Below are 26,107 nucleotides of genomic sequence, written 5' to 3' on the forward strand. Positions count from 1 at the left end.
GTTACCGTAAGGTAATAATTTAATAAATCATATTATGCGGGTGTAGTTTAGTGGTAAAACCACAGCCTTCCAAGCTGTTGTCGCGAGTTCGATTCTCGTCACCCGCTTAATATGGGCCTATAGCTCAGCTGGTTAGAGCGCACGCCTGATAAGCGTGAGGTCGATGGTTCGAGTCCATTTAGGCCCATTATGGAGAAATACTCAAGTGGCTGAAGAGGCGCCCCTGCTAAGGGTGTAGGTCGGTAACACGGCGCGAGGGTTCAAATCCCTCTTTCTCCGTTTTTATGGCCCGTTGGTCAAGTGGTTAAGACACCACCCTTTCACGGTGGTATCATGGGTTCGAATCCCGTACGGGTCATTTTAATGTTATCGCGGGATGGAGCAGTCTGGTAGCTCGTCGGGCTCATAACCCGAAGGTCGTTGGTTCAAATCCAGCTCCCGCAATTAAGAAATTTTTGGTCCATTGGAGTAGTGGTTATCTCGCCTCCCTGTCACGGAGGAGATCGTCGGTTCAAATCCGTCATGGACCGTTTATGACTTATTCACCCTTTCGAGGGTGTTTTTTATTGCAAATTTTTTGGTTTGTGATAAACTAAAAAGCGTTACAATTCATTCCCGAAAGGATTCACCTCTGGGTGAAGATGCCTTGTAACCAAATAATTATATTAATGGGGGAATTTCCATATGTCAGAAAGACATTTATTTACATCAGAATCTGTTTCAGAAGGACATCCAGATAAAATCGCTGACCAAATTAGTGATGCTATCTTAGACGCCTTATTGGAACAAGATAAAAATGCGCGGGCAGCGGTTGAAACTACTGTAACCACCGGACTTGTTGTTGTTGTCGGTGAGGTTTCAACGTCAGCCTACGTTGACATTCAAAAAATTGTCCGGAAAACAATTAAAGAAATCGGCTATACGGGTAACAAGTATGGTTTCGATGGCGATAATTGTGCCGTTTTAACAGCGATTGATGAACAATCAGCTGATATTGCTCAAGGGGTCGATGCTTCCTTAGAAACCCGGGAAGGTCAAGGCGATCCTTTGGATCAAATCGGGGCCGGTGACCAAGGACTAATGTTTGGTTACGCTATTGATGAAACACCAGAATTAATGCCTTTACCAATTGCTTTAAGTCACCGTTTGATGCGTCAAATTGCTAAAATTAGAAAAGATGGTACCTTGTCTTACTTAGGGCCAGATGCAAAGGCGCAAGTTACTGTGGAATACGATGAAACTGATCAACCAGTACGAGTTGATACTGTTGTTTTATCGACCCAACATGCTGACAAAGTTTCTTTAGACACCATTAAAGCCGATGTGAAGAAGTTAGTAATTGACCAAGTGATTCCAAAAGAATTACTTGATGAAAAGACCAAGTACTTTATCAATCCAACCGGTCGCTTCGTAATTGGTGGTCCACAAGGGGATGCTGGTTTGACTGGTCGGAAGATTATTGTTGATACCTATGGTGGTGCGGCTCACCATGGTGGGGGTGCCTTCTCTGGTAAGGATGCTACTAAAGTTGACCGTTCTGCGAGCTATGCAGCGCGTTACATTGCTAAAAACTTAGTGGCTGCTGGTTTAGCGAAGAAAGTTGAAATTCAAATTGCTTATGCTATTGGGGTAGCTCAACCTGTTTCGATTGCGGTGGATACTTTTGGCACGAGTGATTATACGGAAGCCAGTTAGCCCAAGCAATTCGTGAAGTCTTTGATTTACGTCCTGCAGGGATTATTGAAATGTTAGATTTAAAGCGTCCAATTTACAAGCAGACAGCTGCTTATGGCCACTTTGGCCGGACAGATGTTCAATTACCTTGGGAACAAATTGATAAGGTAGAGGCCCTAAAAGCTGCTTTAAAATAAAAATGTATCAAAAAGAGATGACCACTTTCTGATCATCTCTTTTTAGTTTTTACTAATTTTAAGCTTTGGCCAACGTTGCGTCCATCTTTTACGCTTAATCCGTTCATTAAAGGTGGTCATTGAATTTGTGGCCAAGAAGACCGGGGTAGGCCTAACCTTCAATTCAAAAAGGTCAGCCAGACCGTAAGGCGCCAGAATTTCAAACTGTCCGTTAGTTTGAAGACGGATTCCAACTGCACTGCAGGTTTCAGGAAACTTTGTTAGTATTTCTTGAATGGAGTCTCCCTGAGGAATCTTGGAATAGTGTGGGCGGGGACTAGCTAAATTATGTAGATCCCAAAGATATTTGGCGTGGTGGGTGTTAAGTTTGGTCGTGAGAATTTGGTGTTCTTCGGCGGTCTCACTATTTTTTTTATAATAGATATCCAGATTATCTTGAAGATATGTCGGTTCGAGCTGATTCAAATTGTTCCAGACTAGATTACGCACCCAGCCAGCACATAGGTAGGCTTCCTGGAGGCTATTGTTGCGGAGAATGGTGAAAATTTCTTGTAAATTAGGTGTACTTATAAGCAGTTTTTGCAAATCATCTTGATAAGACATAGATGCTTATTCCTTTCTTGTTATAGACTGCTTTAATTTTAGCCTATAAAAAGCCCTTTGCAAAGTCATCTATTTGCTAAGAAAATCTTAAAGTTCAGGAATTATAGCTTTATTGCTTTCAAAAAATGGATACTTGCAGGAGAAAATTAAATGAGCTATAATTTTGTTATACGTTTACATTGTTGAAAGGTAGGAATTTTCATGGAAAAAGTAATCGCAATTAATTCAGGTAGTTCAAGTTTGAAATTTAAACTTTTTGAAATGCCTGAAGAAAAAGTCTTGGCTTCAGGTTTAATGGAGAGAATTGGTTTAGGTGATTCGATTATCACAATTAAATACGATGGCCAAAAATACGAAAATGTTCAAGATTTAAATGATCATGAACAAGCGGTTAACTTATTGCTGCAACTATTAGAAGAATTAAATATTATTCAAGACTTTTCTGAATTGACAGGAGTTGGTCACCGGGTAGTTGCTGGGGGAGAATACTTCACCAAACCAACCTTAGTCGATGATCAAGCCCTTGCTGAAATCGATCGGATTAGCGACATGGCGCCTTTACACAACCCGGCTAATAGTTTGGGGATTAAGGTTTTCAAGCGTCTTTTACCTCAAGCAGCTTCTGTGGTAGTGGTTGATACGGCCTTCCACCAAACAATGCCAAAAGAAAATTACATTTACAGTGTGCCTTACGAATGGTATAAAAAGTACGGGGTTCGGCGTTACGGAGCTCACGGTACGAGTCATGAATATGTGGCAGGTGAGGCTGCCAAAATGCTGGGCAAGCCTTTAGCTGACCTGAAGTTGGTAACTTGTCACTTAGGAGCGGGGGCTTCAATTACCGCTATTAAAGATGGTAAATCCTTCGATACTTCTATGGGCTTTACACCTTTAGCTGGGGTAACCATGGCGACGCGTTCCGGAGATGTAGATACTTCTTTATTAAGCTATGTCATGAACCATTCTGATATCAAGGATATTAACGAAATGGTTGATATTTTAAATCACCAATCTGGTTTAACGGGAATTTCCGGCGTTTCCGCTGATATGCGTGATATTATTGCGGCCGCCGAAGAAGGTAACGAACGGGCTCAATTAGCTTTTGACATTTTTATAAAGAATGTGGTGCGCTACATTGGGCAATATACTGCTGAAATGGGTGGGATTGACGGAATTGTCTTCACAGCTGGCATTGGGGAAAATTCCCAGCCGGTACGTTCAGCTATCATGAAACGTTTAGCTTACATGGGTATTACCGAGGATGAAAAAGAAAATGCCACTTTTGGCAAAAATACTTTTGTTTCAACAGAGAATTCTAAGGTTAAGGTCTTACGTATTATGACGGATGAAGAATTAGTCATTGCTCGTAGTACCTATAAGCTAGCGCATGAAAATAAATAAAGCTACAAAAAAGGCCTTTCCAAGTGCGGAAAGGCCTTTTTTATGCGCGAGCAGCTTTGAGCTGAGCAAATTTTTCAGGAGTTAATTTACCTAAATTAACCATTTCGGTTTCAATCATATCTAAAACTAGGTTACGGTCAGCAGAATTTTCCACAAAATCATATTTGTCACCGTCAATAACTAGGAGTTTAGTTTGGTCGTAACTCTTTTCCCAGTCATCATAATATTTCAAAAGACGGTGGTAGTAGTCAACTAAGGAAGGATCCGTCGAAACTTGTTCATATTCCCGCCCGCGTTTTTCAATGCGGTGAATCATTGTTTCATATGAAACCTTGATGAAAACTGTTAAATCAGGATTTTTTGATTGATGAGCAAAGGGTAGTTCAGCAAGCATGTTTGTTAAAAGTTCTTGGTAAATTTGATATTCAATTTGGGTCGCGTTTCCCATGTCAGTATTCATCCGCATGAACATGGCATCTTCGTGGATGGAACGATCTAAGATGTTGTTTTCACCTTGCATTGCTTCTTTAATCATTTTGAAACGGCGGTTTAAAAAGAAGGTTTGCAATAAGTAAGCATAGGGGTTAGTCGCGTCCTTTTCACCTTGTTCCCGTTTTTTGGCAGCTTGTTCATTTCCCTTATAGAAAAGCGGTAAAACAGGGTTATCTTCGACAGGCTCATAAAAAGGGGTACTACCTAGTTCCTTTGAGAGAATTTCTGTCAGGCTAGATTTACCTGAGCCAATAATACCAGCAAGTGTAATCATGTTAAGATCCTTTCACAATAAAATCACCTTCTATTTTACCGAAGTTTGGTGAGGATTACCAATTCAAAAAAGATTAGAAAATGGCAAGTAAAGATAAAGTTCGTTAATTGCGGATTAAATATTTTTTTGAGGATGTATGTAAAAATATAACCGTACAAAAAATATTTATTCTAAATTAAAGTTCGATTTTTCTTTGACATTTTTTTCTTGCTTTGGTATTCTAAAGGTGATTAATTGAGGAGGGATTTTCGTGAGTAAAGAAGTAAGTATTGTCATGGGCAGTATTTCTGACTGGGAAACCATGCAACAAGCCGCCCAAATGTTAGAGGATTTTGGGGTTAGCTATGAAAAACATGTGATATCAGCCCACCGCATGCCCCAAGAGATGTTTACCTATGCCCAAAATGCCCGAAAACGAGGTCTCAAAGTTATTATTGCTGGGGCCGGGGGAGCCGCCCACTTACCGGGGATGATTGCGGCCAGTACAGAATTACCTGTAATAGGGGTACCTGTGCAATCTCGGACGCTAAATGGACTTGATTCTTTACTCTCAATCGTCCAAATGCCGGCGGGAATTCCGGTGGCTACCACAGCTATTGGACAAGCTGGGGCTAAAAACGCAGCCTTATTGGCCATTCAAATTCTAGGTACGAGCAATCCCGAACTGCAAGCGAAAGTCACAGCTTATCGCCAAGCTATCCATGATGCTGCAGTAGAAAGCGAGGCACAATTTGATGACTAAGCTAATTCAACAAGGACAAACAATTGGTATTATCGGTGGTGGGCAGTTGGGACAAATGCTGGCCTTGGATGCCAAGGCTAGTGGGATGAGGGTCATTGTACTTGATCCCGACCCTACTTGTCCGACTGGTCAGGTTTGTGATGAGCAAATTGTGGCTCCTTATGCGAGTCAAACTGCAATTACCACGTTAGCTGAAAAAAGTGACGTCTTAACCTATGAGTTTGAAAACGTTGATTTAGCCACACTGGAGGCAGTTAGTGACCAAGTCTTTATTCCTCAAGGAACAGAACTTTTGCGGATTACCAAGGACCGTTTACGCGAGAAAACTTTTCTGCGCGACCATGGCCTGCAGACCGCACCTTTTAGGATGGTAAACACGCAAGCCGATTTAGTAGCTGCATTAGCAGATTTAGATTATCCGGCTATTTTAAAAACTTGTCAGGGAGGTTATGATGGTAAGGATCAAGTCACCCTTTATAGCGAAGAGAATCTAAAACAGGCCACAGAAGTACTTGCGCAGGGTCCTTGTATTTTAGAAGGATTTGTGACCTTTAAATGTGAATGTTCAATCATGGTGGCGCGGAATCCGCGAGGTCAGGTCAGTGTGATGCCGGTTAGTGAAAATATCCATGTCAATCACATTCTCCATGAAAGTATTGTGCCGGCTCGCATTAGTCTTGCGTTACAAGCTAAGGCTCAAAAATTGGCCCAAATGATTGCTGAGGCTTTGGGTTTGGTGGGAATTCTAGGAGTTGAGTTTTTTGTTGGTCAAGATCACGAACTCTATGTTAATGAATTAGCGCCCCGTCCCCACAATTCGGGCCACTATTCCCTTGAAGCTTGTGATTTTTCACAATTTGCCTTGCATAATCGGGCAATTTGTAATTGGCCACTACCGTCGGTTAAATTACTAAGTCCTGCCATCATGGTCAATATTTTAGGACAGCATGTGGCCGGCACCCAAGCTTTGATTAGCCAAAAGGCTACCTGGCATTTTCATGATTATGGAAAAAAAGACCAAAAATTTAATCGAAAAATGGGCCACGTGACAATTTTGTGCGATAATATAGAAGCAACCCTCAAAGAAATTAAGACAACCCAAGTTTGGGAAAGATAGGAGATAGAAAATGATTCCACGTTATACTCGTCCTGAAATGGCAAAACTTTGGACTGACCAAAAGAAATATGAATGCTGGTTGGAAGTTGAATTAGCAGCTGATGAAGCCTGGTCCAAACTAGGACATATTCCTGCTGAAGATGTTGAAAAGTTACGCCAAAACGCTAAATTCGACGTTGAACGGATTAATGAAATTGAAGCGGTAACTCGCCACGACGTAATCGCCTTTACACGGACGGTTTCTGAATCTTTAGGTGAAGAAAAGAAGTGGGTTCACTATGGTTTAACTTCTACCGACGTGGTGGATACTGCTTATGGTTACCAATTAAAGCAAGTTAATGATGTTTTACGTCAAGATTTGGTGGAATTTACTGAAATCGTAGCAGACAAAGCGCGTAAGTACAAGGACACAGTTTGTATGGGGCGGACCCATGGAGTCCATGCTGAACTAACCACCTTTGGAGTAAAATTGACTCGTTGGTATTCTGAAATGAAGCGCAATATTGAGCGCTTTGAACATGCTGCCAAAGGAGTCGAAGCTGGTAAAATCTCTGGTGCAGTGGGGACCTTTGCCAATATCGATCCTTTTGTTGAAGAATATGTATGCCAAAAGCTCGGTATCCGCGCCCAGGAAGTTTCCAGTCAGGTCTTACCCCGTGACTTACACGCTGAGTACTTATCAGCCTTGGCTTTGATTGCGACTTCTTTAGAAGAATTTGCAACCGAAATTCGTGGTTTACAAAAATCTGAAACTCGTGAAGTGGAAGAATACTTCGCTAAGGGCCAAAAAGGTTCTTCAGCTATGCCACACAAGCGGAATCCAATTGGTTCTGAAAATATTTGTGGTTTGGCCCGAGTGGTTCGTGGTCACATGGTAACGGCCTATGAAGATGTAGCTCTATGGCATGAACGCGATATTTCGCACTCTTCTGCGGAAAGAATTATCTTGCCCGATACAACTATCTTGGTAGATTACATGTTACACCGTTTTGGTAACATCGTGAAAAACTTGACAGTCTTCCCTGAAAATATGAAGCGCAACATGGATCGGACCTTTGGTTTGATTTACAGTGGTCGTGTCCTTTTGAAGTTGATTGATACTGGCATGAGTCGCGAAGAAGCTTACGATTTGATTCAACCTAAAACGGCTCAAGCTTGGGATGAACAGCGCCCATTCCGTCCGCTTTTAGAAGCTGATGAAGCAATCACGTCCCGTTTAAGTTCAGCTGATTTAGATGATGCCTTTGATTACCATTGGCACCTGAAACATGTGGATGATATTTTCAAACGGGTTGGCCTAGAATAATTAATGCTTACTTAAATCCCTAGCTCAAAATGAGTTAGGGATTTTTATGTTCGTTTATATAGTTTTTCTTTTTATTTTTAATATCTTTATTAATCTTTTTTGTCTAAAAAACGAACTATTTGTTCTAAAAAAAGAATATTATTCGTTGACTTTTTTGGGTGCTCTTAGTAAAATCATAGGTGAAAAGTATTTATTTTCATTATTTTTTCAAAAAACGTTCGTCTTTAGTTAAGAAAGGGTGCTTTTATCACCATGGAAAAATTACTTTACACTGGTAAAGCCAAACAAATGTGGTCAACTGATAATCCTCAAATTTTACGAGTGGTCTATTTAAATCAAGCCACAGCTCTTAATGGTAAGAAGAAAGATAAAATTGAAGGCAAAGCTGTCCTTAATAATGCCATTTCGACTTTGATTTTCCAGTATCTCAATCAGGTTGGGATTCCGACGCACTACTTGGAACAAATTTCACCTACAGAAGAACTTGTGAAAAAAGTTGAAATTATACCTCTGGAAATGGTGACGCGGAATATAGCAGCAGGTCACTTTGCTAGTCGTTATGGGGTAAAAGAAGGTAGGGCTTTTGACCAACCGGTCGAAGAAATGTACTATAAGTCAGATAAATTGGATGACCCTTTTATGAACGCTTCCCAGGCCAAGGCACTTGGACTAGTGACTCAAGAAGAACTGGATGTCATGTGGAATTTATCACGACAGGTCAACTTTATTTTAAAGCGTCTTTTTGCGAAAGCTAAATTAACTTTAGTGGATTTTAAATTAGAGTTTGGCCGGCTCGCAGATGGGCAAATCGTCTTAGCCGATGAATTTTCTCCAGATAATTGTCGTTTGTGGGATATGGAAACTGCTAATCACATGGATAAAGATGTTTACCGACGTGATTTAGGTGATTTAGTCTCTGTTTACCAAGAAGTTTACCGCCGATTGCAAACTGTGTTGGAAAAATAAGGAGTTTATGGAAATGAAACAAGTGCGAATCTATGTAACCTACAAGCAGTCAGTTTTTGACCCTCAAGGTGAAACTATCAAGGAATCAATTCAAACCATGGGACATACAGAAATCAAGAAAGTTAAAGTTGGTAAATTTTTTGATGTGACGATTGATCTTTGTGCAAGTGACCTAGAGCAAATCGTAAAGAGTATTGCAGAAGAAATGCTAGTTAACTTTAATTTAGAAACTTATCGCTACGAGATTTTGGAGGAAGCGTAATGAAATTTGCTGTGGTTGTTTTTCCAGGATCCAACTGTGATGTTGATTTATTCGAAACCTTAGACAACATTTTAAAGGTTGATGTGGAATATGTTGATTATCGGCAAGATAGTTTGGATGGATTTGATGCGGTTATGATTCCAGGCGGTTTTTCTTATGGAGATTATTTGCGTAGCGGTGCAATTGCCAGCTTAACGCCAATTATGCAACCCATTAAAGAGTTTGCGCAGGCTGGTAAACCAGTCTTTGGAACTTGTAATGGTTTTCAAATTTTGACAGAAGCTGGATTACTTCCAGGAGCCTTGAAGCGTAATGATAGTTTGAAGTTTATCTGTAAAACGGTCCAATTAGAAGTAGTTAATAATCAAACAGCCTTTACCAACCAATATCAAACTCAAGAACATATTGCCCTACCAATTGCTCACGCAGATGGTTCCTATTATGCTGATGAAGCTACTCTAGCAGAATTAGAAGCTAATGGCCAAGTAGTTTTCCGTTATGTGGGTGAAAATCCTAACGGAAGTCTACACGATATTGCGGGCATCACTAACAAAGCAGGGAATGTTTTGGGTATGATGCCACACCCAGAGCGGGCAGTTGAAGCTCTATTGGGAAATGAAGATGGTCTGCGTTTATTCTTATCGATTTTAGAGAGCCAAAAATTGGAGGGTTAAAAAATGATACAAGCTATGACCGCACAAGAAGTGCAAGACCAAAAGCCCTACTTAGAATGGGGGTTAACTCAAAAAGAATATGACTACATTTCCGAAAAGTTATTGAAACGTTTACCTAATTTTACTGAAACTGGTTTGTTTTCCGCTATGTGGAGTGAGCACTGTTCTTATAAAAAGTCTAAGCCTGTTTTGCGACTTTTCCCAAATAAAAATGGTCGAGTACTACAAGGGCCTGGTGAAGGGGCGGGAATTATTGATATTGGTGATGGTCAAGCGGTAGTGTTCAAGGCGGAAAGTCATAATCATCCTTCAGCTATTGAACCATATGAAGGGGCTGCTACTGGTGTCGGGGGTATTTTACGTGATATTTTCTCGATGGGGGCGCGTCCGCTTGCTTCCCTTGATTCTCTACACTTTGGTGAAATTGATAATCCGCGGACAAAATATCTGATTAATGAAATCGTACATGGAATTGGTGGTTATGGTAATCCGATGGGGATTCCCACTGTGGCTGGTGAAATGACTTTTGATAAATGCTATACGGGGAATCCTTTAGTCAATGCAATGGCCGTAGGTTTGATGGAACAAAAAGATATGCAAGAAGGTAAGGCCAAAGGGGTCGGTAATGCAGTGATGTATGTTGGCGCCAAAACTGGTCGTGATGGGATTCACGGAGCAACTTTTGCTTCAGCTGATTTTTCTGATGAAAAAGAAACCCAACGTTCGGCTGTGCAAGTGGGAGATCCTTTCATGGAAAAACTTCTTATGGAAGCCTGCTTGGAATTAACCGGCCAACATGCGCAATGGTTAGTCGGGATTCAAGATATGGGGGCGGCCGGGCTTGTGTCTTCTTCTTGTGAAATGGCCTCCAAAGCTGCTTCAGGGATGGAACTAAATCTGGATTTGGTACCTCAACGTGAAGCAGGTATGTCCGCTTATGAAATTATGCTGTCTGAATCACAAGAACGGATGCTTTTATGTGTGAAGAAAGGACATGAAGTTGATGTCCAAGCCATTTTCCACAAATACAACTTAGAAGCTGTGGTGATTGGCCGGGTCACAGAAGGTCACGATTATGTCTTGAAACATCAAGGAGAAGTTGTAGCGGATATCCCGGTTTTAACTTTAACTGACGATGTTTTATCTGAACCATCAGAAGAAAAAATCCCTACCAGAATTTTAACGGCTAAAGAAAAGGTTAATTGGCAACCAGCGCAATTGGATGCGACGAAGACCTTGCTAAAAATTTTGGCTCAACCAACCATTGCTTCTAAGACAATGTTTACCCAAACCTATGATTCTCAAGTAAGGACCAACACCGTTGTAGGACCAGGAAGTGATGCCGGGGTAATTCGGATTCGTCACACCAAGAAAGCTCTAGCAATGACCACCGATGGTAATGGTCGGTTTGTTTATTTAGATCCTGAAATTGGGGGGCAAATGGCAGTGGTTGAAGCGGCTGCTAATGTAATAGCGAGTGGGGCTTTACCGTTAGCGATTACAGATTGTTTGAACTATGGGGATCCAAATGATCCTGAAATTTACTGGGAATTACACCAATCAGTAATAGGGATGGCAGAGGCCTGTCGTGTCTTTGATACGCCCGTAATTTCTGGAAATGTTTCTTTATATAATGAAAATAATGGCGAAGCGATTTTTCCAACACCAATGGTGGGTATGGTTGGTTTGATTGAAGATAATCAGTACATTATTCCTTCCTTCGTGCAAGCGGCTGGCGATTTAGTATACATCATTGGCCAAACAGGATCTGACTTTGCTGGTAGTGAATTACAAAAGATGTTAACGGGTGAACTCTTTGGAACTTTAAGTACGCTTAATTTAACGAGTTTGAAAAAGCAAATGTCTACCTTACTCCAAGCAATGCAAACGGGTCTCGTAGCTTCCGCACATGATGTAAGTGAGGGTGGTTTGGCTGTTGCCTTAGCTGAAACAACTTTCAAGACAGGTTTAGGTTTAGATGCTCATTTGGACTTACCAACAAACCAACTTTTTGCCGAAACGGCTGGGCGCTTTGTTGTAACCGTGAAACCTGAAAAACAAATTATTTTTGAAGAACTTTTGGGAACCAGTGCCAAACTAGTGGGGCGGGTGACAGCCGATGTTAATTTACATGTTCAAACTGTAGATGGAGCGATTAATACTACTGTGGCTCAAGCGCAAAAGGTGTGGGAGGAGGCGATTCCATGTCTCATGAAATCCGAGGATTAAACGAAGAATGTGGTGTTTTTGGGGTCTTTGGTGAGAAAGATGCTAGTCGTCTGACATATTTTGGACTTCATGCCCTCCAACATCGCGGTCAAGAAGGTGCTGGAATTGTTTCTTCTGATGGTGAACATCTCCACCAATACCGGAACCGGGGGCTTTTAGCGGAAGTTTTTCAAAATCCAGATGATTTAAAACGTTTAACGGGGCAAGCTGCCATTGGCCATGTACGTTATGGTACTAGTGGGACTAATTCCTTAGCCAATATCCAACCTTTCTTATTCCGTTTTTATGATGGTGATGTAGGACTGGCGCATAATGGTAATTTAACTAATGCGGTAACTTTACGCCGACAATTAGAGGTGCAAGGGGCGGTTTTTCAGTCAACTTCAGATACGGAAATGTTGATTCACCTTATTCGTAAAAAGCAGGGGATGGACTTCCTTGATGCTTTGAAGGTTAGTTTAAATGAGACTAAAGGAGGTTTTGCCTTCCTACTATTAAGAAAAGACGCTTTATATGCTGCTTTGGATCCTAATGGTTTTCGACCTTTAGTGATTGGTCAAACTAAAAGTGGTGGTTACATTGTCGCTTCAGAAACTTGTGCTTTGGATGCAGTCGGCGCTAAATTTGTCCGTGATGTTTTACCAGGTGAATTAATCATCATTGACAAGGATGGTTTACACATCGACCACTACACAACCCAAACTAAATTAGCTGTATGCTCCATGGAATACATCTACTTTGCCCGCCCAGATTCGATTATTCATGGGGTGACGGTCCATAATGCGCGCAAAAGGATGGGGGGCATTTTGGCTCAAGAACAACCCGCACCAGCCGATGCCGATATGGTTATCGGGGTGCCTAATTCATCTTTATCAGCCGCCTCGGGTTATGCTGAAGCCACAGGCCTCCCCTATGAGATGGGGTTGATTAAAAACCAATACATTGCGCGGACTTTTATCCAGCCAACTCAAGCCTTACGCGAACAGGGGGTAAAGATGAAACTTTCTGCCGTACGTGGGGTAGTAGAGGGAAAATCAGTTGTGATTGTTGATGACTCTATTGTACGTGGAACGACTTCGATTCAGTTGGTCAAGATGCTCAAAGAAGCCGGGGCTAAGGAAGTTCACATGCGCATTGCCTCCCCACCATTTAGATATCCCCACTTTTACGGAATTGATGTTTCTGACCGAAGTCAATTAATGGCTGCGAAACACTCGGTAGTGGAAATGCAAAAACTTATTGGGGTTGAATCTCTAGGTTTCCTAAGTGTTTCGGGGTTAATTAAAGCGATTAACTTACCAATGGGTCAGGATAAAGAAAATGGAGGTTTAACGGTAGCTTATTTCAATGGTAAGTACCCAACGCCACTTTATGATTACGAAGAGGATTATTTGCAATCATTTGAAGAAATACCGGACAGAAAGGACTAAAAGATGAGTCGTTATAAAGAAGCCGGGGTTGATGTAACCGCGGGTTATAAGTTAGTTGATAAAATCAAAGCCGATGTGCAATCGACCAAACGACCGGGAGTACTCGGGGGATTGGGGAGCTTTGGGGGCATGTTTGATTTGAGTGCTTTAAAACTTAAAGAACCAGTTTTGGTTTCCGGAACCGATGGGGTTGGTACTAAGTTACTGATTGCACAAAGCGCCCATAAGCACGATACGGTTGGTATTGATTGTGTAGCGATGTGTGTCAATGATATCTTGGCGCAAGGGGCTCAACCGCTCTTTTTTTTAGATTACATCGCGACTGGTCACAACAATCCTGATGAAATGGCTCAAATTGTTAAGGGGGTCGCCGAAGGTTGCCGGCAAGCTAAGGTTGCCTTGATTGGAGGCGAAACGGCGGAAATGCCTGATATGTATGCCGCCGATGAATATGATCTGGCTGGATTTGCAACAGGAGTTGTCAATAAAAGTGAACTTTTAACCCCGAAAAATCCGCAAGCAGGAGATATTTTAATTGCCTTGCCTTCTAGTGGCTTACATTCCAATGGTTTTTCCTTGGTACGACAAATCCTTTTTAAAGACTGTCGTATCAATTTAAGTGATAAACCACATGCTTTACAAGGCCAAAGCGTTTTAGAAGCAATTTTGACTCCAACACGGATTTATGTTTCTGCTGTCTTGCCTTTAGTGGAGGCTAGGCTAGTAACTGGTATTAGCCATATTACCGGTGGCGGTTTAATCGAAAACTTGCCACGAATGTTTAATGATGAGCTCCAAGCTCAGATTCAACTTGGATCATGGCCAATTTTACCTATTTTTGATTATCTTCAAGAATTAGGAAATTTGAGTCAGCAAGATATGTTGGCAACTTTTAACTTAGGAGTAGGAATGGTCTTAGCGGTGGCACCAGAAAATTATGCTCAGGTCAAGGAAATCCTGATGGACCAAGGTGAAACTTGTTATCGAATTGGTCAGTTAGTTAAACGTCCAGATCAAGCAGCGAAGCTAGACTTTAAGAAATGAGGTTTAAGAAATGAAAATAGCCATTTTTGCTTCCGGGAATGGTTCTAATTTTGAAGTTTTAGCCCAAAAAATTATTGGTGGTGAAATTCCTGGTGAATTAGCGTTACTCTTTTGTGACCATCCTGATGCTTATGTGATTGAACGGTCCCGGAAATTTCAGATTCCCGTTGTAACTTTTACAGTGAAAGCTTGCGGAGATAAACAAGCTTATGAAGAAAAAATTGTGCAGGTTTTAGAACAATATAACATTGACTTTATTGTTCTGGCAGGCTATATGCGGGTAATTGGACAACCAGTTTTGTCTAAATATGAAGGAAGAATTGTTAATCTTCATCCGGCTTACCTACCAGCCTATCCTGGTCTACATGCAATTGAACGTGCCTTTGCCGATGGGGTTGCTCAAACAGGAGTGACAGTTCACTATATTGATGCAGGCTTAGACTCAGGTCCAATTATTACTCAAAGACATGTCCCTCTTTATTCTGATGATTGTTTAGAAGATTTAGAAGCGCGAATTCACGCTTGTGAACACAAATTATATCCCGCTGTTTTAAAAGAATTGCTTAGTAAAAAAGGAGAATAAGCTCTATGAAACGTGCCTTAGTTAGTGTTTCAGATAAAAGTAAGTTAGTTGAGTTTGTTAAAGTCTTAGTCGACCACGATTTCGAAGTTATTTCTACTGGAGGTACCAAAAAAGTTCTCGACGAGGCTGGTTTACCAACAATTTCTGTGGAAGCTGTGACAAACTTCCCGGAAATTTTGGATGGACGGGTTAAGACTCTGAATCCTTATATTCACGGCGGTTTACTTGGAAGACGTGATGTGGCTGAACATGTGCAAACCATGGTTGATTTGGATATTACTCCTATTGATTTAGTCTGTGTTAACCTTTACCCTTTTAAAGAAACGATTCAAAAATCTGGTGTTGAGATGGCTGAAGCTATTGAAAACATTGATATCGGTGGTCCAAGTATGGTGCGTTCCGCAGCCAAAAACTTTCAAGATGTAACTGTGGTCGTTGATGTAGCCGATTATGACCAAGTAGCAGAAGAAATTAAAACCCAAGGCCACACGAAGCTTGCTACGCGACAAGCCTTAGCTGCGAAAGCTTTCCGCCACACAGCTGCTTATGATAGTTTAATTAGCCAATACCTAACAACTCAAATAGGAGAACAAAAGCCTGAAAAATTAAGCTTGACTTACGATTTGGAAGATACTATGCGTTATGGGGAAAATAGTCACCAAAAAGCCTGGTTTTATCAAGATAGCTTACCAGTGACTTACTCGATTAGTCAAGCTAAGCAACTACATGGAAAACAGTTATCTTACAATAATATCAAAGATGCTGATGCGGCTATTCGGATTATACGTGAATTTGACCAACCGACAGTCGTAGCCGTAAAACACATGAATCCTTGTGGGATTGGTCAAGCTACAACCATTGAAAAAGCCTGGGACTATGCTTATGAAGCTGATCCCATCTCTATTTTTGGGGGGTAATTGTCTTAAACCGACCCGTTGACCTTGCAACTGCCGAAAAAATGCACCAGCTTTTCTTGGAAATTATTATTGCTCCGAGTTTTGAAGCGGAAGCCTTTGAAGTTTTGGCTAAGAAGAAAAACTTACGCTTGTTAGAATTGGACTTCAGTCAAAAAGACCAATCCATGAGTCAAAAAGAAGTTGTTTCTGTTTTAGGAGGCCTTTTGGTTCAAGAACAAGATATAATCGTGGAAGATTCTGCTGATTGGCAAGTAGTTACTAAGGTACAACCAACTGCGGCCCAGTTAGCAACATTGGCTTTTGCCTGGAAAGCTGTTAAGCATACTAAGTCTAATGCCATTGTTATTGCTAATGACCAGCGAACTCTAGGAATTGGCGCGGGTCAGCCGAACCGAATTGATTCAACCAAAATTGCAATTCAACACGCAGGGGATGCTATAGATGAGACAGCAGTTTTAGCGTCAGATGCCTTCTTCCCTATGGATGACTGCGTGGAATATGCGGCACAACATGGTATCAAAGCCATCGTTCAACCAGGGGGATCTATTCGCGATCAGGATTCCATTGATATGGCTGATAAGTATGGAATAACAATGGTGACAACAGGTATCCGTCACTTCCGGCACTAGAAATGAGGGTAGAAATGCAAGAAAAAGTATTGGTTATTGGTAGTGGTGGTCGGGAAGCGGCCATTGCACAAAAGCTTATTGCTAGCGAACAGGTAGCTCAGGTTTTTGTGGCTCCCGGAAATCCTGGTATGCAAGCGATGGAAGGAGTAATTCCAGTGAACATCGGTGAACTTGAATTTGATGCCTTGAAGGGCTTTGTGGAGGAAAATCAAATTGATTGGACCTTTGTTGGGCCTGAAGATGCTTTGGTTGCCGGAATTGTTGATGATTTTCAAGCAGCGGGTTACCCAATTTTTGGCCCAGATAAGGAGGCTGCTATGCTGGAAGGTTCAAAGGACTACGCTATGCGGTTTATGAAACGTTATCAAGTACCAACAGCTAAGTTTGGCACTTATACAAACTCTCAAGCAGCTCTTGCAGCTATGGAACATTTTGGGTTTCCTTTGGTTATTAAAGCCGATGGTCTCGCAGGTGGCAAAGGGGTGGTGATTAGTCCTGATGTCGCCTCTGCGCAAGCTGAAATTAAACTCATGTTTAAAAAGGGTCAAAGTCAAATTGTTCTGGAAGAATATTTGGAAGGCTCAGAGTATTCTATGTTTATTGTGGTCGGCCAAGATGATTATCAAATTTTACCTTTAGCTCAAGACCATAAATGTGCTTATGATGGGGACCAGGGTCCCAATACTGGAGGAATGGGGTCATATAGTCCTGTGCCTCAGTTGAGCGAGATTGATTACCAAAAAATGTTGACGGAAGTGGTGTCTCCAACCATTGTCGGGTTACGAGATGCTCACCCTAATTATCGGGGAATTTTATACATTGGGATGATTTTAACGCCTACCGGTCCGAAAGTAATTGAATACAATGTTCGTTTAGGTGATCCGGAAACTCAGGTAGTTTTACCGCGGATTAAATCAGACTTTGGTCGGTTAATTAAAGCGGCCATTGATGGTGAAAAGTTACCCCCAATTACGGTTAGTCCTCGAGCCTGTCTAGGAGTGGTGGTAGCAGCACAAGGTTATCCCAAAGCACCCGTGAAAGGACAAATTTTACCGAAAATGCCTCATCAAGAAGGAATTGAGGTTGTGTATGCCAACGTAGCGAGTCAAGAAGAAGACCTGGTTGGCAATGGGGGGCGCATCCTAATGGTTTGTGCTCAAAATACGAATTTGATACAAGTCCAAGCACAAGTTTATGACTACTTAGCTCGAATTAACTTTGATCAATGTTTCTACCGTAAGGATATTGGGTTTAAGGCAACGCAAACTAAATTTTAGGTTTAAAGTAGTATGTTTTGCATACTACTTTTTTGCGGTATACTAAAAGTATTATTTAGTAGAAAGGATGACGTATATGCCCAATTTTTCCTACCAAGTGTTTGCGACTGTGGCTAATCAAAAAACTTTCGCAGCCGCTGCGAAGAGTTTACGAGTAACTCCTTCAGCCATTAGTCATTCTATCAATGCTTTTGAAAAAGAGCTTGGCTTTCCTTTATTCTTACGAAATCGTACTGGAGTAAGATTAACCGAAAATGGGAAACAAATTTTACCCCTAGTTCAAGAAATAATTGCAGCCGAAACTAAACTGAATGAAGAAGCGGCGCAGTTAAGTGGCTTAAATAAAGGGCATGTCCGTATTGGAGGGTTTTCAAGTGTCTTTATTAATTGGTTACCGGAAATTATTAATTCCTTTAAAGATGCCCATCCTCAGGTGGGCATTAGTGTACAACAGGGGAGTTTTAACGATGTGGTTGAACAGGTGCGACTTGGGAATCTAGATGTTGGGTTTGCAACCCTTCCGATTGATCCGGGGTTGGAAGTGCTTCCGCTCTATCGTGATCGAATCTATTGTGTGACGCCGTTAGATTTTAAACCACAAAATGGTCACACTATTACCAAGGCTGATATAAAGCACGAAGAATTCATCTTGCAACAAATTGACTATGATCGTGAAACTAAGAAAGCTTTAGATACTTATGATGTATCGGTGAATTCGATTCAGTATAGTATAGATGATGCTTCCATTATCGCTATGGTTGAAAGTGGGTTGGGTTTAGGAATTTTGCCTGAATTAGCTTTAGAAAAATTATCTGGGGATGTTAAACGCTATCCCTTTGCACAAGATTTCTACCGAGAAATTTGTTTAGTAGCCCACCACAAGCCCCGCCAAACCCCATCAACCAAGGCTTTTATTCAAACAGTTCAAGCTTATATTCAAAAAAGATATTAAAAGATGGTCAAAATACTTGCCAAGTTAGCCAATATCTGATATTATCCATTGCATTGAGAATATCCCCAAATTTACGAGGTAAGAAAAAGCATGGAAGATAAAGAAAAGAAAGCTCCTTTCGAAATTGGCGACAAGGTTAAGTGTCAAAGTTTTGGTTCTTTAAAAAATGACTTTGAAGGTACAATTGAAAAAAATTATGAAAACTCGGCAGTGGTAGCCATTGAGATTTTTGCAGATGAAGATGCTGTAACGGTCGCTGATTTCCACAGTCGTGCGGTGGTTTCATTTACCAAAATGGAAAAAATTGCTTAATTAAAGGTGACAAGAAGATAAATATTTGCTATACTATCTCTTGTTGATGCGGGTGTAGTTTAGTGGTAAAATCCCAGCTTCCCAAGCTGATGTCGCGAGTTCGATTCTCGTCACCCGCTTAAATGAAACCTTCTGATAATAGAAGGTTTTTTATTAACTGTAAAGGAAAAGTACTTATGGAAAGTCTAACAGCGAGTTCGGATTTGGTGGGAGCCGGATAGGGTGAAATAAGGAAGCGCGCTTTTACAGACAGTTGCATAAACTAATGAGTGGATTTAATCAAGAAGAGTGGTACCGCGGGAAGTCTCGTCTCTTATACAAATGTATAAGAGACTTTTTTGTGGGCCGAAGGAGGAAATATGGATTATAAATTAAAAGTGGCTGAAGTGGTCAGTCAAGCAGTTGATGGTCAATTAAGTGTTGATGAAATTGTTACTAAAATTGAAGTACCTAAGTCGTTGGAACTCGGAGACTATGCTTTTCCAGCTTTTGTTTTAGCAAAGGTTTTACGTAAGGCGCCTCAAATGATTGCCCAGGAATTAGTAGAAAAGATGGATCAAACAGGTTTTGAGAAAATTGAAGCAGTGGGCCCTTACATTAATTTCTTCTTAGATAAACAGGCCTTCAGTCAAGACGTGTTGGGTCAAATTTTAGACCAAGCAGATCACTATGGTGATTTAGACCTAGGTCAAGGTCGCCAAGTGCCAATCGACATGTCTTCGCCCAATATTGCTAAACCAATGTCTATGGGGCACTTGCGTTCAACTGTGATTGGAAATTCTTTGGCAAATATTTTAGCAAAGGCAAATTACCAACCGGTAAAAATTAATCACTTAGGTGACTGGGGAACGCAATTTGGGAAGTTAATGTGTGCTTACAAGATGTGGGGGAGCGAAGAGGAAGTTAAAAAAGATCCCATTGGTTCTTTGCTCCACTATTACGTACGCTTTCACGAAGAAGCTGAAAGCAAGCCTGAATTGGATGATCAAGCCCGGGAATGGTTTAAACGTTTAGAAGATGGTGATGAAGAAGCTAATTTCTTGTGGAAATGGTTCCGTGAAGAATCACTCAAGACTTTCACTAAAGTTTACGACCGATTAGGGATTACTTTTGATTCTTATAATGGGGAAGCTTTCTACAATGACAAGATGAATGAAATTGTTGATTTGTTAGAAGATAAAGGCTTATTAAAGGAGAGTCAAGGAGCCCAAATCGTTGACCTTGAAAAGTATAACTTAAATCCAGCGTTAATTAAGAATCTAATGGGACGACTCTTTACATGACGCGAGATTTAGCTGCTGCTCTTTATCGGAAACGGACTTACGACTTTGCACAATCTCTTTATGTTGTAGGAAACGAACAATCCAACCACTTCAAGCAATTGAAGGCTGTTTTAAAGGAAATGGGTTACGACTGGTCAGATGATATTCACCACATTCCATTTGGTTTGATTACTCAAGGAGGTAAGAAACTTTCTACTCGGAGTGGTCGCATCATTTTATTAGAAGAAGTTTTAGATGAAGCAGTGGAATTAGCTCAAAAGCAAATCGAAGAAAAGAACCCATCCTTGGCAAACAAAGAAGAAGTTGCCAAAGCAGTTGGTGTGGGGGCTGTGGTCTTCCACGATTTGAAAAATGAACGCTTAAACAACTTTGACTTTGACTTACAAGAAGTGGTACGTTTTGAAGGGGAAACAGGTCCTTATGTTCAATACTCACACGCTCGGGCGATGAGTATCTTGCGTAAAGCTGGTAAAAACTTAAGTGGTGTTCAAGTAAACTTAAACGATCCAAATGCTTGGGAAACATTGCGTCTTTTGGGCGATTTTGACCAAATAATCAAGCGGGCGGTTGGAACTTATGAACCATCTGTAATTTCCAAGTATGCTATTCACTTGGCCAAGGCTTTCAATAAGTATTATGCACATACCAAAGTCTTAGTTGAAGATCGTGAATTAGAAAGTCGCTTAGCTTTAGTGCAAAGTGTTGCTATCGTTTTGAAGGAATCCTTACGTCTCCTAGGAGTTAAGGCACCAGACGAAATGTAAGAAGTAAAATCTTTACAAAAAGAAGTCCTGCGGGGCTTCTTTTTTATAAAATTAATTTATATAAAAATAATTAATATTAAACCTTGAAAGAAAACGCTTTCTGTATTACAATAACGATTGTAAAATTAAGAAATACTAAAGAGGTGACCATTGAAAATGGATGGACTTAATATGAAAGATCGGGAATTAAAGGAATTAATTGCTACGGGAAAAATCGTTTCTTTAGATCAACGTCAAAAAATTGATGTTGATTTACATACTAATTTTATATATGTTTTACAAGGGACTATTGAAGTCTATGAAAAAAATATCAAAACCTCTCGGAGTGAGGACTACTTTGTTAAGGAAGGAACTTTTTTTCCTCGCATGTTGGATGATGAAAATTGGACGATTAGTATTCAAGTTTGTTTTCAGAAAGCTCAGGTCTGTATTTTGAAAAGAAGTATATTTGTACAAAATCATCGCTACCATCGCTTATTGATTCAAAACAGTGAAAAAATTTCCGAGCTAAACGATGTGCGTCAAGCAACAGTTTTGGCAGCTAAAATGAAGCAGGTACAAGATTATATCCTTAAAATTGCCCATGAATTTGGTCATGATATGGGTTTTTGCTATGAATTTCCAACCAATCAAAGTGTGATTCTCAGCGCTACAAAGGTGAGTCGGTCAACTGTTAACCGAGCAATTGTAGATTTAGAAGAAAAGCATTTAGTTTTTCGGAAGCATAGACGGATTTATGTATTCAAAGGGGCGGTTTGAACAATCTAGTACCAAGCTTGGTGGGAATTTGCTATAATATCACTTGATAGGTTGCGGTTGTGCAATCAAAGTGATTTATAGAAAAGAGGCTATGTGATTGAAAAAAGAAGCACGCCAAAATGCGATTTTAAAAATTATTGCGGAAAACGAAATTACCACCCAAGATGATTTAATGAAAGCTCTAGCTAATGAGGATATTGTAGCAACTCAAGCGACTATTTCCCGAGATATGCGTGAATTAAAGATTGTCAAAGGGCAAAATGCTGCTGGGAAAAGTTATTATACCCATTTTAAAGAAGAGAAAAACACTAGTAGTAAACGATTAAATCAAGTGATTAAAGATGTAGTCTTGGAAGTTGACTGCGTAGAATTCACCAATGTGATTCATACTTTGCCTCGGAATGCCAATGTTTTAGCGGCTTTGCTAGATGAATTACGTCCTCTAAATCTATTGGGGACCATTGCCGGGTATGATACTTTAGTGACTTATAGTAAATCCGTAGCTGACGCAAAGGAATTAAACAATTTTTTTAAAGAGTGTCTTCATTAAAGTAAGTTTAAAAAATCATACGATGATTGACAAAGAAGATATTTTTTTACTAAGATTTAAATATGTTTTAGCAAAAAATATCTAGGGAAGAGAACTTGGAGAGAAACAATGTTTAGAAAAATTGTAGCAAAGGTTGAGGCCTACTTTTTAGCGGTAATTGCTTTCCTTAAAAATAAGTGGTATCGTTATCAGTTAACCCGGTGGCTTTTGATAGTTTTTTTAAGTATTACCTTATTATTGTCATTATACTTGACATTCATAGCTAAGACTGCTGATGTTAAAAATCTGCGAAGTAATTTATCGCAAACAACAACGATTTACGATAAAGATGGGGATAAGGCAGGATATCTGTACGCCCAAAAAGGAACCTGGGTCTCATTAGATCAGATTTCTCCCAATGTACAAAATGCGGTTTTAGCGACTGAAGACCGGAATTTTTACCAGGAATATGGTTTTTCCATCAAGGGGATTTTAAGAGCTTCACTAGTTAACGTTAAGAACAAATTACTCCGCAATCATACAACAAGTGCGGGGGGAAGTACTTTGACTCAGCAATTAGTCAAAAATGCTTTGTTAACCCAAGAACAAACGATGACGCGAAAAATTAAAGAGCTTTTCTTATCCATTCAAGTGGAAAATGATTACAGTAAAAAACAAATTTTAGCTATGTATCTCAATAAGGCCTACTTTGGTAGTGGAGTTTGGGGTGTTGAAGATGCTGCCCAGAAATACTTTGGGGTTCACGCTAGTCAGTTAACTGTACCACAGTCAGCTATGTTGGCTGGAATTTTGAAAAACCCAACCGCTTATAATCCACGGACGTCTCCTGAGGCTGCTAAACAAAGACGTAATGTAGTCTTAGGCTTAATGGCTACAATGGGAGTGATTAACGAGAATCAACTAAGTGTTTATCAAAGTAGTGCTTTAACTTTACGTGATACCTATGAAAGTAAATCGGGTTACAAATATCCCTATTATTTTGATGCGGTAATTAACGAAGCTATTTCCAAATATGGTTTGACTGAGAATCAAATTATGAATGATGGTTATAAAATTTATACTAGTTTGGACCAACGTTATCAAACTAGCATGCAGTCGGCTTTTAAAAATGAAAGCCTCTTTCCTTATGATGCTACTGACGGAACGGAAGCCCAAGGAGCGGCGATTGCGATGAATCCGAAAAATGGCGGGGTTTTTGCCTTAGTTGGAGGGCGCGATAGTAAGGGACATACATTTAGAGGATATAATCGAGCGACACAGTTAAGTCGTTCACCTGGTTCAACCATGAAGCCGCTAGCGGTCTATACCCCAGCTTTAGAGAGCGGTTACTCTTACGATTCGATTATTCAAGACAAGTATCAATCTTATGGTAAAAACCAATATACCCCTAAAAACTGGAATAGCGTTTATCAAGGAAATATTCGTCTGTATCAAGCTCTGGCTTTAAGTAAGAATACTTCAGCCGTCTGGTTGCTGAATAAAATTGGGGTTACTAAGGGTTATGATTCAGTAGAAAAATTTGGCATTAATTTAGCCAAGTCAGATGAAAATTTGAGTTTAGCCCTCGGTGGTATGAAAAAAGGGGTTTCCCCCTATCAAATGGCTTCGGCTTATACGGCTTTTGCCAATAACGGTCAGCGTTATAGTCCCCACCTGATTACTAAGATTGTAGATTCTTCAGGTAAGGTCATTATTGATAATGAAAATCCTGATAGTAGTCAGGTGATGTCGGCTAAAGTAGCTAAGAACATGACTAGTATGATGATTGATGTCTACAGTCAGGGCACAGGTCAAAGTGCTAAGCCTGCAGGCTACACTATTGCGGGTAAAACAGGAACCACGGAAGGGGTCAATGGTAATGATGGCGACACCGACCACTGGTATATTGGTTATACCAAAGATGTTGTCCTAGCGACTTGGACGGGTTTTGATTCTAACAATTACTCTTTAGAAGATGAAGGAACTCGGGGTGGTTCGGCTTTGTTTAAAGCAGTGATGGGTGACATCTTACCTTACACCCAAAATACCTATATTGGAGTTAAAGCAGCCTCTACACGCTTGGCGCAAAGGCAGGCTGAGGAAGATAAAGCTTACCAAGATAATAGTAATAGTAGTAATGTTGGTAGCAGGATTAACGATACCCTTAATGATTGGGGCTCACGTATAAAAGATGCCTTTGGTGGCCTATTTAACTAAAAAGGAGTTTATAAAAATGATTAATATTTACGATACAATTAACCAATTAGAACAAGACTTACGTAAAACACAAGGATATTTGGACTTGAAACAAGCCTACGAAACTTTAAAGCAAGATGGCGAAGCTTACCAAATTTTTAAGGATATTCGTCAAATGCAAGAAGAAATGCAGGCTAAGCAAATGCAAGGTACTTTAGGTCAAGAAGATATGGAAAAATTACAGGCCTTAGGGCAAAAGGTTGAAGAATTCCCAAGCTTAAAGGAACTGATGATGAAAGAACAAGTATTAAGCATGATTATCAATGAAGCGCACGCTGCCATGATGAAACCAATTAATGAAATGTACCAAGACTAAAAATTTGACCCCTGGAGTTTTCTGGGGGTTTTTATGTGCAAAGCGTGGTAAAATTAGGATAAAAGCAAGATGAAAGGAAGGACAGAATGGACGGTAAAAAATTATTTGACTATCAATTAAACGAGGAAGTTAATCTTTACGTATTATTAAAAGGGGCTGATGTACGGACTAGTAAGACGGGGAAACAGTACTTAGCTTTGATTTTTGCTGATAAATCAGGTGAAGTTCCGGCTAAATACTGGGATGCAAGTGCAGAAGATGTAGCGCGTTTCCAAGTGGGAACGGTGGTTCACGTAACCGGACGTAAAGAGTCTTATCAAGGTAGTCCCCAAATTAAAATTGATAAGATGTATGTAGCCAGTGACCAAGAGCCAAATAATCCTGCTCTTTATGTACAAGCAGCCCCTGAAAGCAGCCAAACCATGGCTCAAGAAATTAATGAATACCTCGCTGAAATTAAAAATCCAGTTTGGAAGATTATTGTAACCAAACTCTTGCATGACAATGGTAAAGCTTATATGCAAGCGCCAGCAGCCAAGGTAAATCACCATGCTTTTATGGGGGGCTTGGCTTACCATAGTTTATCTATCTTACGTTTAGCGAAGCAGGTGGCAGACCTTTACCCACACTTAAATCGTGACTTACTTTATGCTGGCGCAATTTTACATGATTTGGGTAAGGTGATTGAGCTTTCAGGACCAGTAGGGACGAGTTACACACTAGCAGGTAATTTAATCGGACATATTGTCTTAGTGGATGAAAAGATTGTGGCAGTTTGCAGGATTTATCGAACCAGTATCCTGATTTAGATTTTAGTCTTACTTCACAGAACATGTTGTTATTACGTCATATGGTTTTAGCCCACCATGGTCAATTAGAATACGGTTCTCCCGTCAGACCTCAAGTGATGGAAGCTGAAGTTTTACACCACCTAGATGATCTCGATGCTAGTATCCAAATGATGCAAGGTAAGTTAAATCAAACGGCGACCGGGGAGTTTAGCGACCGAATTTTTGGTCTGGACAGTCGAGCTTTTTTCAAACCGGAAAATAAGGCTTAAAAATTGAGCAGCACGGTTGGTTATGATAAAATAGAAAGCAAGAATTTAATGGAGGTGAC

At 40.4% G+C, this 26,107-nt stretch carries 20 protein-coding genes, 7 tRNA genes, 4 pseudogenes and 1 riboswitch; of the genes and pseudogenes, 29 read left to right on the forward strand and 2 right to left on the reverse strand.

What is annotated here, in order from left to right; translation table 11 throughout:
• Window positions 1-36: 36 nt before the first annotated feature.
• From JCM10991_RS05115 to metK, 7 genes and pseudogenes are all read left to right on the forward strand, one after another.
• Window positions 37-107: transfer RNA gene (locus tag JCM10991_RS05115), tRNA-Gly, on the forward strand.
• 6 nt (window positions 108-113) lie between these two features.
• Window positions 114-187, forward strand: a tRNA-Ile gene (locus JCM10991_RS05120).
• Between the two features lie 4 nt (window positions 188-191).
• A tRNA-Ser gene (locus tag JCM10991_RS05125) sits at window positions 192-279 on the forward strand.
• Window positions 280-286: 7 nt separating this feature from the next.
• Window positions 287-358 (forward strand) — tRNA-Glu (locus tag JCM10991_RS05130).
• 12 nt (window positions 359-370) lie between these two features.
• Window positions 371-444 (forward strand) — tRNA-Met (locus tag JCM10991_RS05135).
• A gap of 13 nt (window positions 445-457) precedes the next feature.
• Window positions 458-530: transfer RNA gene (locus JCM10991_RS05140), tRNA-Asp, on the forward strand.
• Window positions 531-597: 67 nt separating this feature from the next.
• Window positions 598-687: riboswitch (SMK box riboswitch) on the forward strand.
• Window positions 685-1,871: pseudogene (gene metK, locus JCM10991_RS12725) on the forward strand (methionine adenosyltransferase). Its footprint overlaps the riboswitch before it by 3 nt.
• Before the next feature lie 42 nt (window positions 1,872-1,913).
• Here the strand turns inward: metK and JCM10991_RS12730 are convergent.
• A complete protein-coding gene (locus JCM10991_RS12730; RefSeq protein ID WP_025020763.1) occupies window positions 1,914-2,474 on the reverse strand; it encodes a nucleotidyltransferase family protein in 561 nt (186 codons plus the stop codon).
• A 201-nt stretch (window positions 2,475-2,675) separates the two neighbouring features.
• Here JCM10991_RS12730 and JCM10991_RS05155 point away from each other — a divergent pair, with 201 nt between their 5' ends.
• Complete coding sequence (locus JCM10991_RS05155; RefSeq protein WP_023859372.1) at window positions 2,676-3,875, forward strand: acetate/propionate family kinase; 1,200 nt, start codon at window positions 2,676-2,678, stop codon at window positions 3,873-3,875.
• Between the two features lie 40 nt (window positions 3,876-3,915).
• On the opposite strand, the gene JCM10991_RS05160 is transcribed toward JCM10991_RS05155, so the two are convergent.
• A complete protein-coding gene (locus tag JCM10991_RS05160; RefSeq protein ID WP_023859371.1) occupies window positions 3,916-4,641 on the reverse strand; it encodes a deoxynucleoside kinase in 726 nt (241 codons plus the stop codon).
• 250 nt (window positions 4,642-4,891) lie between these two features.
• Here JCM10991_RS05160 and purE point away from each other — a divergent pair, with 250 nt between their 5' ends.
• The 21 genes and pseudogenes from purE (at window position 4,892) to JCM10991_RS12745 (ending at window position 26,048) form a co-directional block, all read left to right on the forward strand.
• Entirely contained in the window at window positions 4,892-5,383 is a 492-nt protein-coding gene (gene purE / locus JCM10991_RS05165) for a 5-(carboxyamino)imidazole ribonucleotide mutase (protein ID WP_025020764.1), read from the forward strand.
• A complete protein-coding gene (purK, locus tag JCM10991_RS05170) occupies window positions 5,376-6,500 on the forward strand; it encodes a 5-(carboxyamino)imidazole ribonucleotide synthase (protein WP_025020765.1) in 1,125 nt (374 codons plus the stop codon). The genes purE and purK overlap by 8 nt, the downstream gene beginning before the upstream one ends.
• A 10-nt stretch (window positions 6,501-6,510) precedes the next feature.
• Window positions 6,511-7,806, forward strand: a complete 1,296-nt coding sequence (gene purB / locus JCM10991_RS05175; protein WP_025020766.1) for an adenylosuccinate lyase — start codon at window positions 6,511-6,513, stop codon at window positions 7,804-7,806.
• 252 nt (window positions 7,807-8,058) lie between these two features.
• Complete coding sequence (gene purC, locus JCM10991_RS05180; RefSeq protein WP_025020767.1) at window positions 8,059-8,772, forward strand: phosphoribosylaminoimidazolesuccinocarboxamide synthase; 714 nt, start codon at window positions 8,059-8,061, stop codon at window positions 8,770-8,772.
• Window positions 8,773-8,785: 13 nt separating this feature from the next.
• Entirely contained in the window at window positions 8,786-9,034 is a 249-nt protein-coding gene (gene purS, locus JCM10991_RS05185) for a phosphoribosylformylglycinamidine synthase subunit PurS (protein WP_025020768.1), read from the forward strand.
• Window positions 9,034-9,708 (forward strand): phosphoribosylformylglycinamidine synthase subunit PurQ, encoded by a 675-nt coding sequence (purQ, locus tag JCM10991_RS05190; RefSeq protein ID WP_025020769.1) that lies wholly within the window; start codon window positions 9,034-9,036, stop codon window positions 9,706-9,708. Before purS ends, purQ begins: the two co-directional genes overlap by 1 nt.
• Before the next feature lie 3 nt (window positions 9,709-9,711).
• Window positions 9,712-11,937 (forward strand): phosphoribosylformylglycinamidine synthase subunit PurL, encoded by a 2,226-nt coding sequence (purL, locus tag JCM10991_RS05195; RefSeq protein WP_025020770.1) that lies wholly within the window; start codon window positions 9,712-9,714, stop codon window positions 11,935-11,937.
• Complete coding sequence (gene purF, locus JCM10991_RS05200) at window positions 11,913-13,367, forward strand: amidophosphoribosyltransferase (protein ID WP_025020771.1); 1,455 nt, start codon at window positions 11,913-11,915, stop codon at window positions 13,365-13,367. Before purL ends, purF begins: the two co-directional genes overlap by 25 nt.
• Before the next feature lie 3 nt (window positions 13,368-13,370).
• On the forward strand, window positions 13,371-14,411 hold the full coding sequence (purM, locus tag JCM10991_RS05205) for a phosphoribosylformylglycinamidine cyclo-ligase (RefSeq protein WP_025020772.1): 1,041 nt from the start codon (window positions 13,371-13,373) through the stop codon (window positions 14,409-14,411).
• A 10-nt stretch (window positions 14,412-14,421) separates the two neighbouring features.
• Complete coding sequence (gene purN, locus JCM10991_RS05210; protein ID WP_025020773.1) at window positions 14,422-14,994, forward strand: phosphoribosylglycinamide formyltransferase; 573 nt, start codon at window positions 14,422-14,424, stop codon at window positions 14,992-14,994.
• Between the two features lie 5 nt (window positions 14,995-14,999).
• Window positions 15,000-16,540: pseudogene (gene purH, locus JCM10991_RS12735) on the forward strand (bifunctional phosphoribosylaminoimidazolecarboxamide formyltransferase/IMP cyclohydrolase).
• Between the two features lie 14 nt (window positions 16,541-16,554).
• Window positions 16,555-17,817, forward strand: a complete 1,263-nt coding sequence (gene purD, locus JCM10991_RS05220; RefSeq protein ID WP_025020774.1) for a phosphoribosylamine--glycine ligase — start codon at window positions 16,555-16,557, stop codon at window positions 17,815-17,817.
• A gap of 76 nt (window positions 17,818-17,893) precedes the next feature.
• On the forward strand, window positions 17,894-18,769 hold the full coding sequence (locus tag JCM10991_RS05225; RefSeq protein WP_025020775.1) for a LysR family transcriptional regulator: 876 nt from the start codon (window positions 17,894-17,896) through the stop codon (window positions 18,767-18,769).
• A 90-nt stretch (window positions 18,770-18,859) separates the two neighbouring features.
• Window positions 18,860-19,081: a hypothetical protein gene (locus tag JCM10991_RS05230; protein WP_023859357.1), complete on the forward strand. Its 222-nt coding sequence runs from the start codon at window positions 18,860-18,862 to the stop codon at window positions 19,079-19,081.
• Window positions 19,082-19,129: 48 nt separating this feature from the next.
• Window positions 19,130-19,200: transfer RNA gene (locus tag JCM10991_RS05235), tRNA-Gly, on the forward strand.
• Window positions 19,201-19,440: 240 nt separating this feature from the next.
• A pseudogene (argS, locus tag JCM10991_RS12740) lies at window positions 19,441-21,128 on the forward strand (arginine--tRNA ligase).
• A 156-nt stretch (window positions 21,129-21,284) separates the two neighbouring features.
• Window positions 21,285-21,887 carry a cyclic nucleotide-binding domain-containing protein gene (locus JCM10991_RS05245; protein WP_023859355.1) on the forward strand — a complete coding sequence of 201 codons (603 nt, stop codon included), beginning with the start codon at window positions 21,285-21,287 and terminating at the stop codon, window positions 21,885-21,887.
• A gap of 97 nt (window positions 21,888-21,984) precedes the next feature.
• Complete coding sequence (locus JCM10991_RS05250) at window positions 21,985-22,437, forward strand: arginine repressor (RefSeq protein ID WP_025020776.1); 453 nt, start codon at window positions 21,985-21,987, stop codon at window positions 22,435-22,437.
• A gap of 108 nt (window positions 22,438-22,545) precedes the next feature.
• Window positions 22,546-24,633: a PBP1A family penicillin-binding protein gene (locus JCM10991_RS05255; protein ID WP_023859353.1), complete on the forward strand. Its 2,088-nt coding sequence runs from the start codon at window positions 22,546-22,548 to the stop codon at window positions 24,631-24,633.
• Between the two features lie 16 nt (window positions 24,634-24,649).
• Window positions 24,650-24,988 (forward strand): YlbF family regulator, encoded by a 339-nt coding sequence (locus JCM10991_RS05260; protein ID WP_025020777.1) that lies wholly within the window; start codon window positions 24,650-24,652, stop codon window positions 24,986-24,988.
• 86 nt (window positions 24,989-25,074) lie between these two features.
• Window positions 25,075-26,048: pseudogene (locus tag JCM10991_RS12745) on the forward strand (3'-5' exoribonuclease YhaM family protein).
• Window positions 26,049-26,107: the final 59 nt, after the last annotated feature.

It is taken from the genome of Ligilactobacillus equi DSM 15833 = JCM 10991, assembly GCF_000615765.1.
In the GTDB taxonomy this organism is placed as follows: domain Bacteria; phylum Bacillota; class Bacilli; order Lactobacillales; family Lactobacillaceae; genus Ligilactobacillus; species Ligilactobacillus equi.

Coding starts and splice junctions, on each gene's coding strand:
- JCM10991_RS12730 (WP_025020763.1), bottom strand. CDS start 2,474: ATGTCTTATCAAGATGATTTGCAAAAACTGCTTATAAGTACACCTAAT.
- JCM10991_RS05155 (WP_023859372.1), top strand. CDS start 2,676: ATGGAAAAAGTAATCGCAATTAATTCAGGTAGTTCAAGTTTGAAATTT.
- JCM10991_RS05160 (WP_023859371.1), bottom strand. CDS start 4,641: ATGATTACACTTGCTGGTATTATTGGCTCAGGTAAATCTAGCCTGACA.
- purK (WP_025020765.1), top strand. CDS start 5,376: ATGACTAAGCTAATTCAACAAGGACAAACAATTGGTATTATCGGTGGT.
- purB (WP_025020766.1), top strand. CDS start 6,511: ATGATTCCACGTTATACTCGTCCTGAAATGGCAAAACTTTGGACTGAC.
- purC (WP_025020767.1), top strand. CDS start 8,059: ATGGAAAAATTACTTTACACTGGTAAAGCCAAACAAATGTGGTCAACT.
- purS (WP_025020768.1), top strand. CDS start 8,786: ATGAAACAAGTGCGAATCTATGTAACCTACAAGCAGTCAGTTTTTGAC.
- purQ (WP_025020769.1), top strand. CDS start 9,034: ATGAAATTTGCTGTGGTTGTTTTTCCAGGATCCAACTGTGATGTTGAT.
- purL (WP_025020770.1), top strand. CDS start 9,712: ATGATACAAGCTATGACCGCACAAGAAGTGCAAGACCAAAAGCCCTAC.
- purF (WP_025020771.1), top strand. CDS start 11,913: ATGTCTCATGAAATCCGAGGATTAAACGAAGAATGTGGTGTTTTTGGG.
- purM (WP_025020772.1), top strand. CDS start 13,371: ATGAGTCGTTATAAAGAAGCCGGGGTTGATGTAACCGCGGGTTATAAG.
- purN (WP_025020773.1), top strand. CDS start 14,422: ATGAAAATAGCCATTTTTGCTTCCGGGAATGGTTCTAATTTTGAAGTT.
- purD (WP_025020774.1), top strand. CDS start 16,555: ATGCAAGAAAAAGTATTGGTTATTGGTAGTGGTGGTCGGGAAGCGGCC.
- JCM10991_RS05225 (WP_025020775.1), top strand. CDS start 17,894: ATGCCCAATTTTTCCTACCAAGTGTTTGCGACTGTGGCTAATCAAAAA.
- JCM10991_RS05230 (WP_023859357.1), top strand. CDS start 18,860: ATGGAAGATAAAGAAAAGAAAGCTCCTTTCGAAATTGGCGACAAGGTT.
- JCM10991_RS05245 (WP_023859355.1), top strand. CDS start 21,285: ATGGATGGACTTAATATGAAAGATCGGGAATTAAAGGAATTAATTGCT.
- JCM10991_RS05255 (WP_023859353.1), top strand. CDS start 22,546: ATGTTTAGAAAAATTGTAGCAAAGGTTGAGGCCTACTTTTTAGCGGTA.
- JCM10991_RS05260 (WP_025020777.1), top strand. CDS start 24,650: ATGATTAATATTTACGATACAATTAACCAATTAGAACAAGACTTACGT.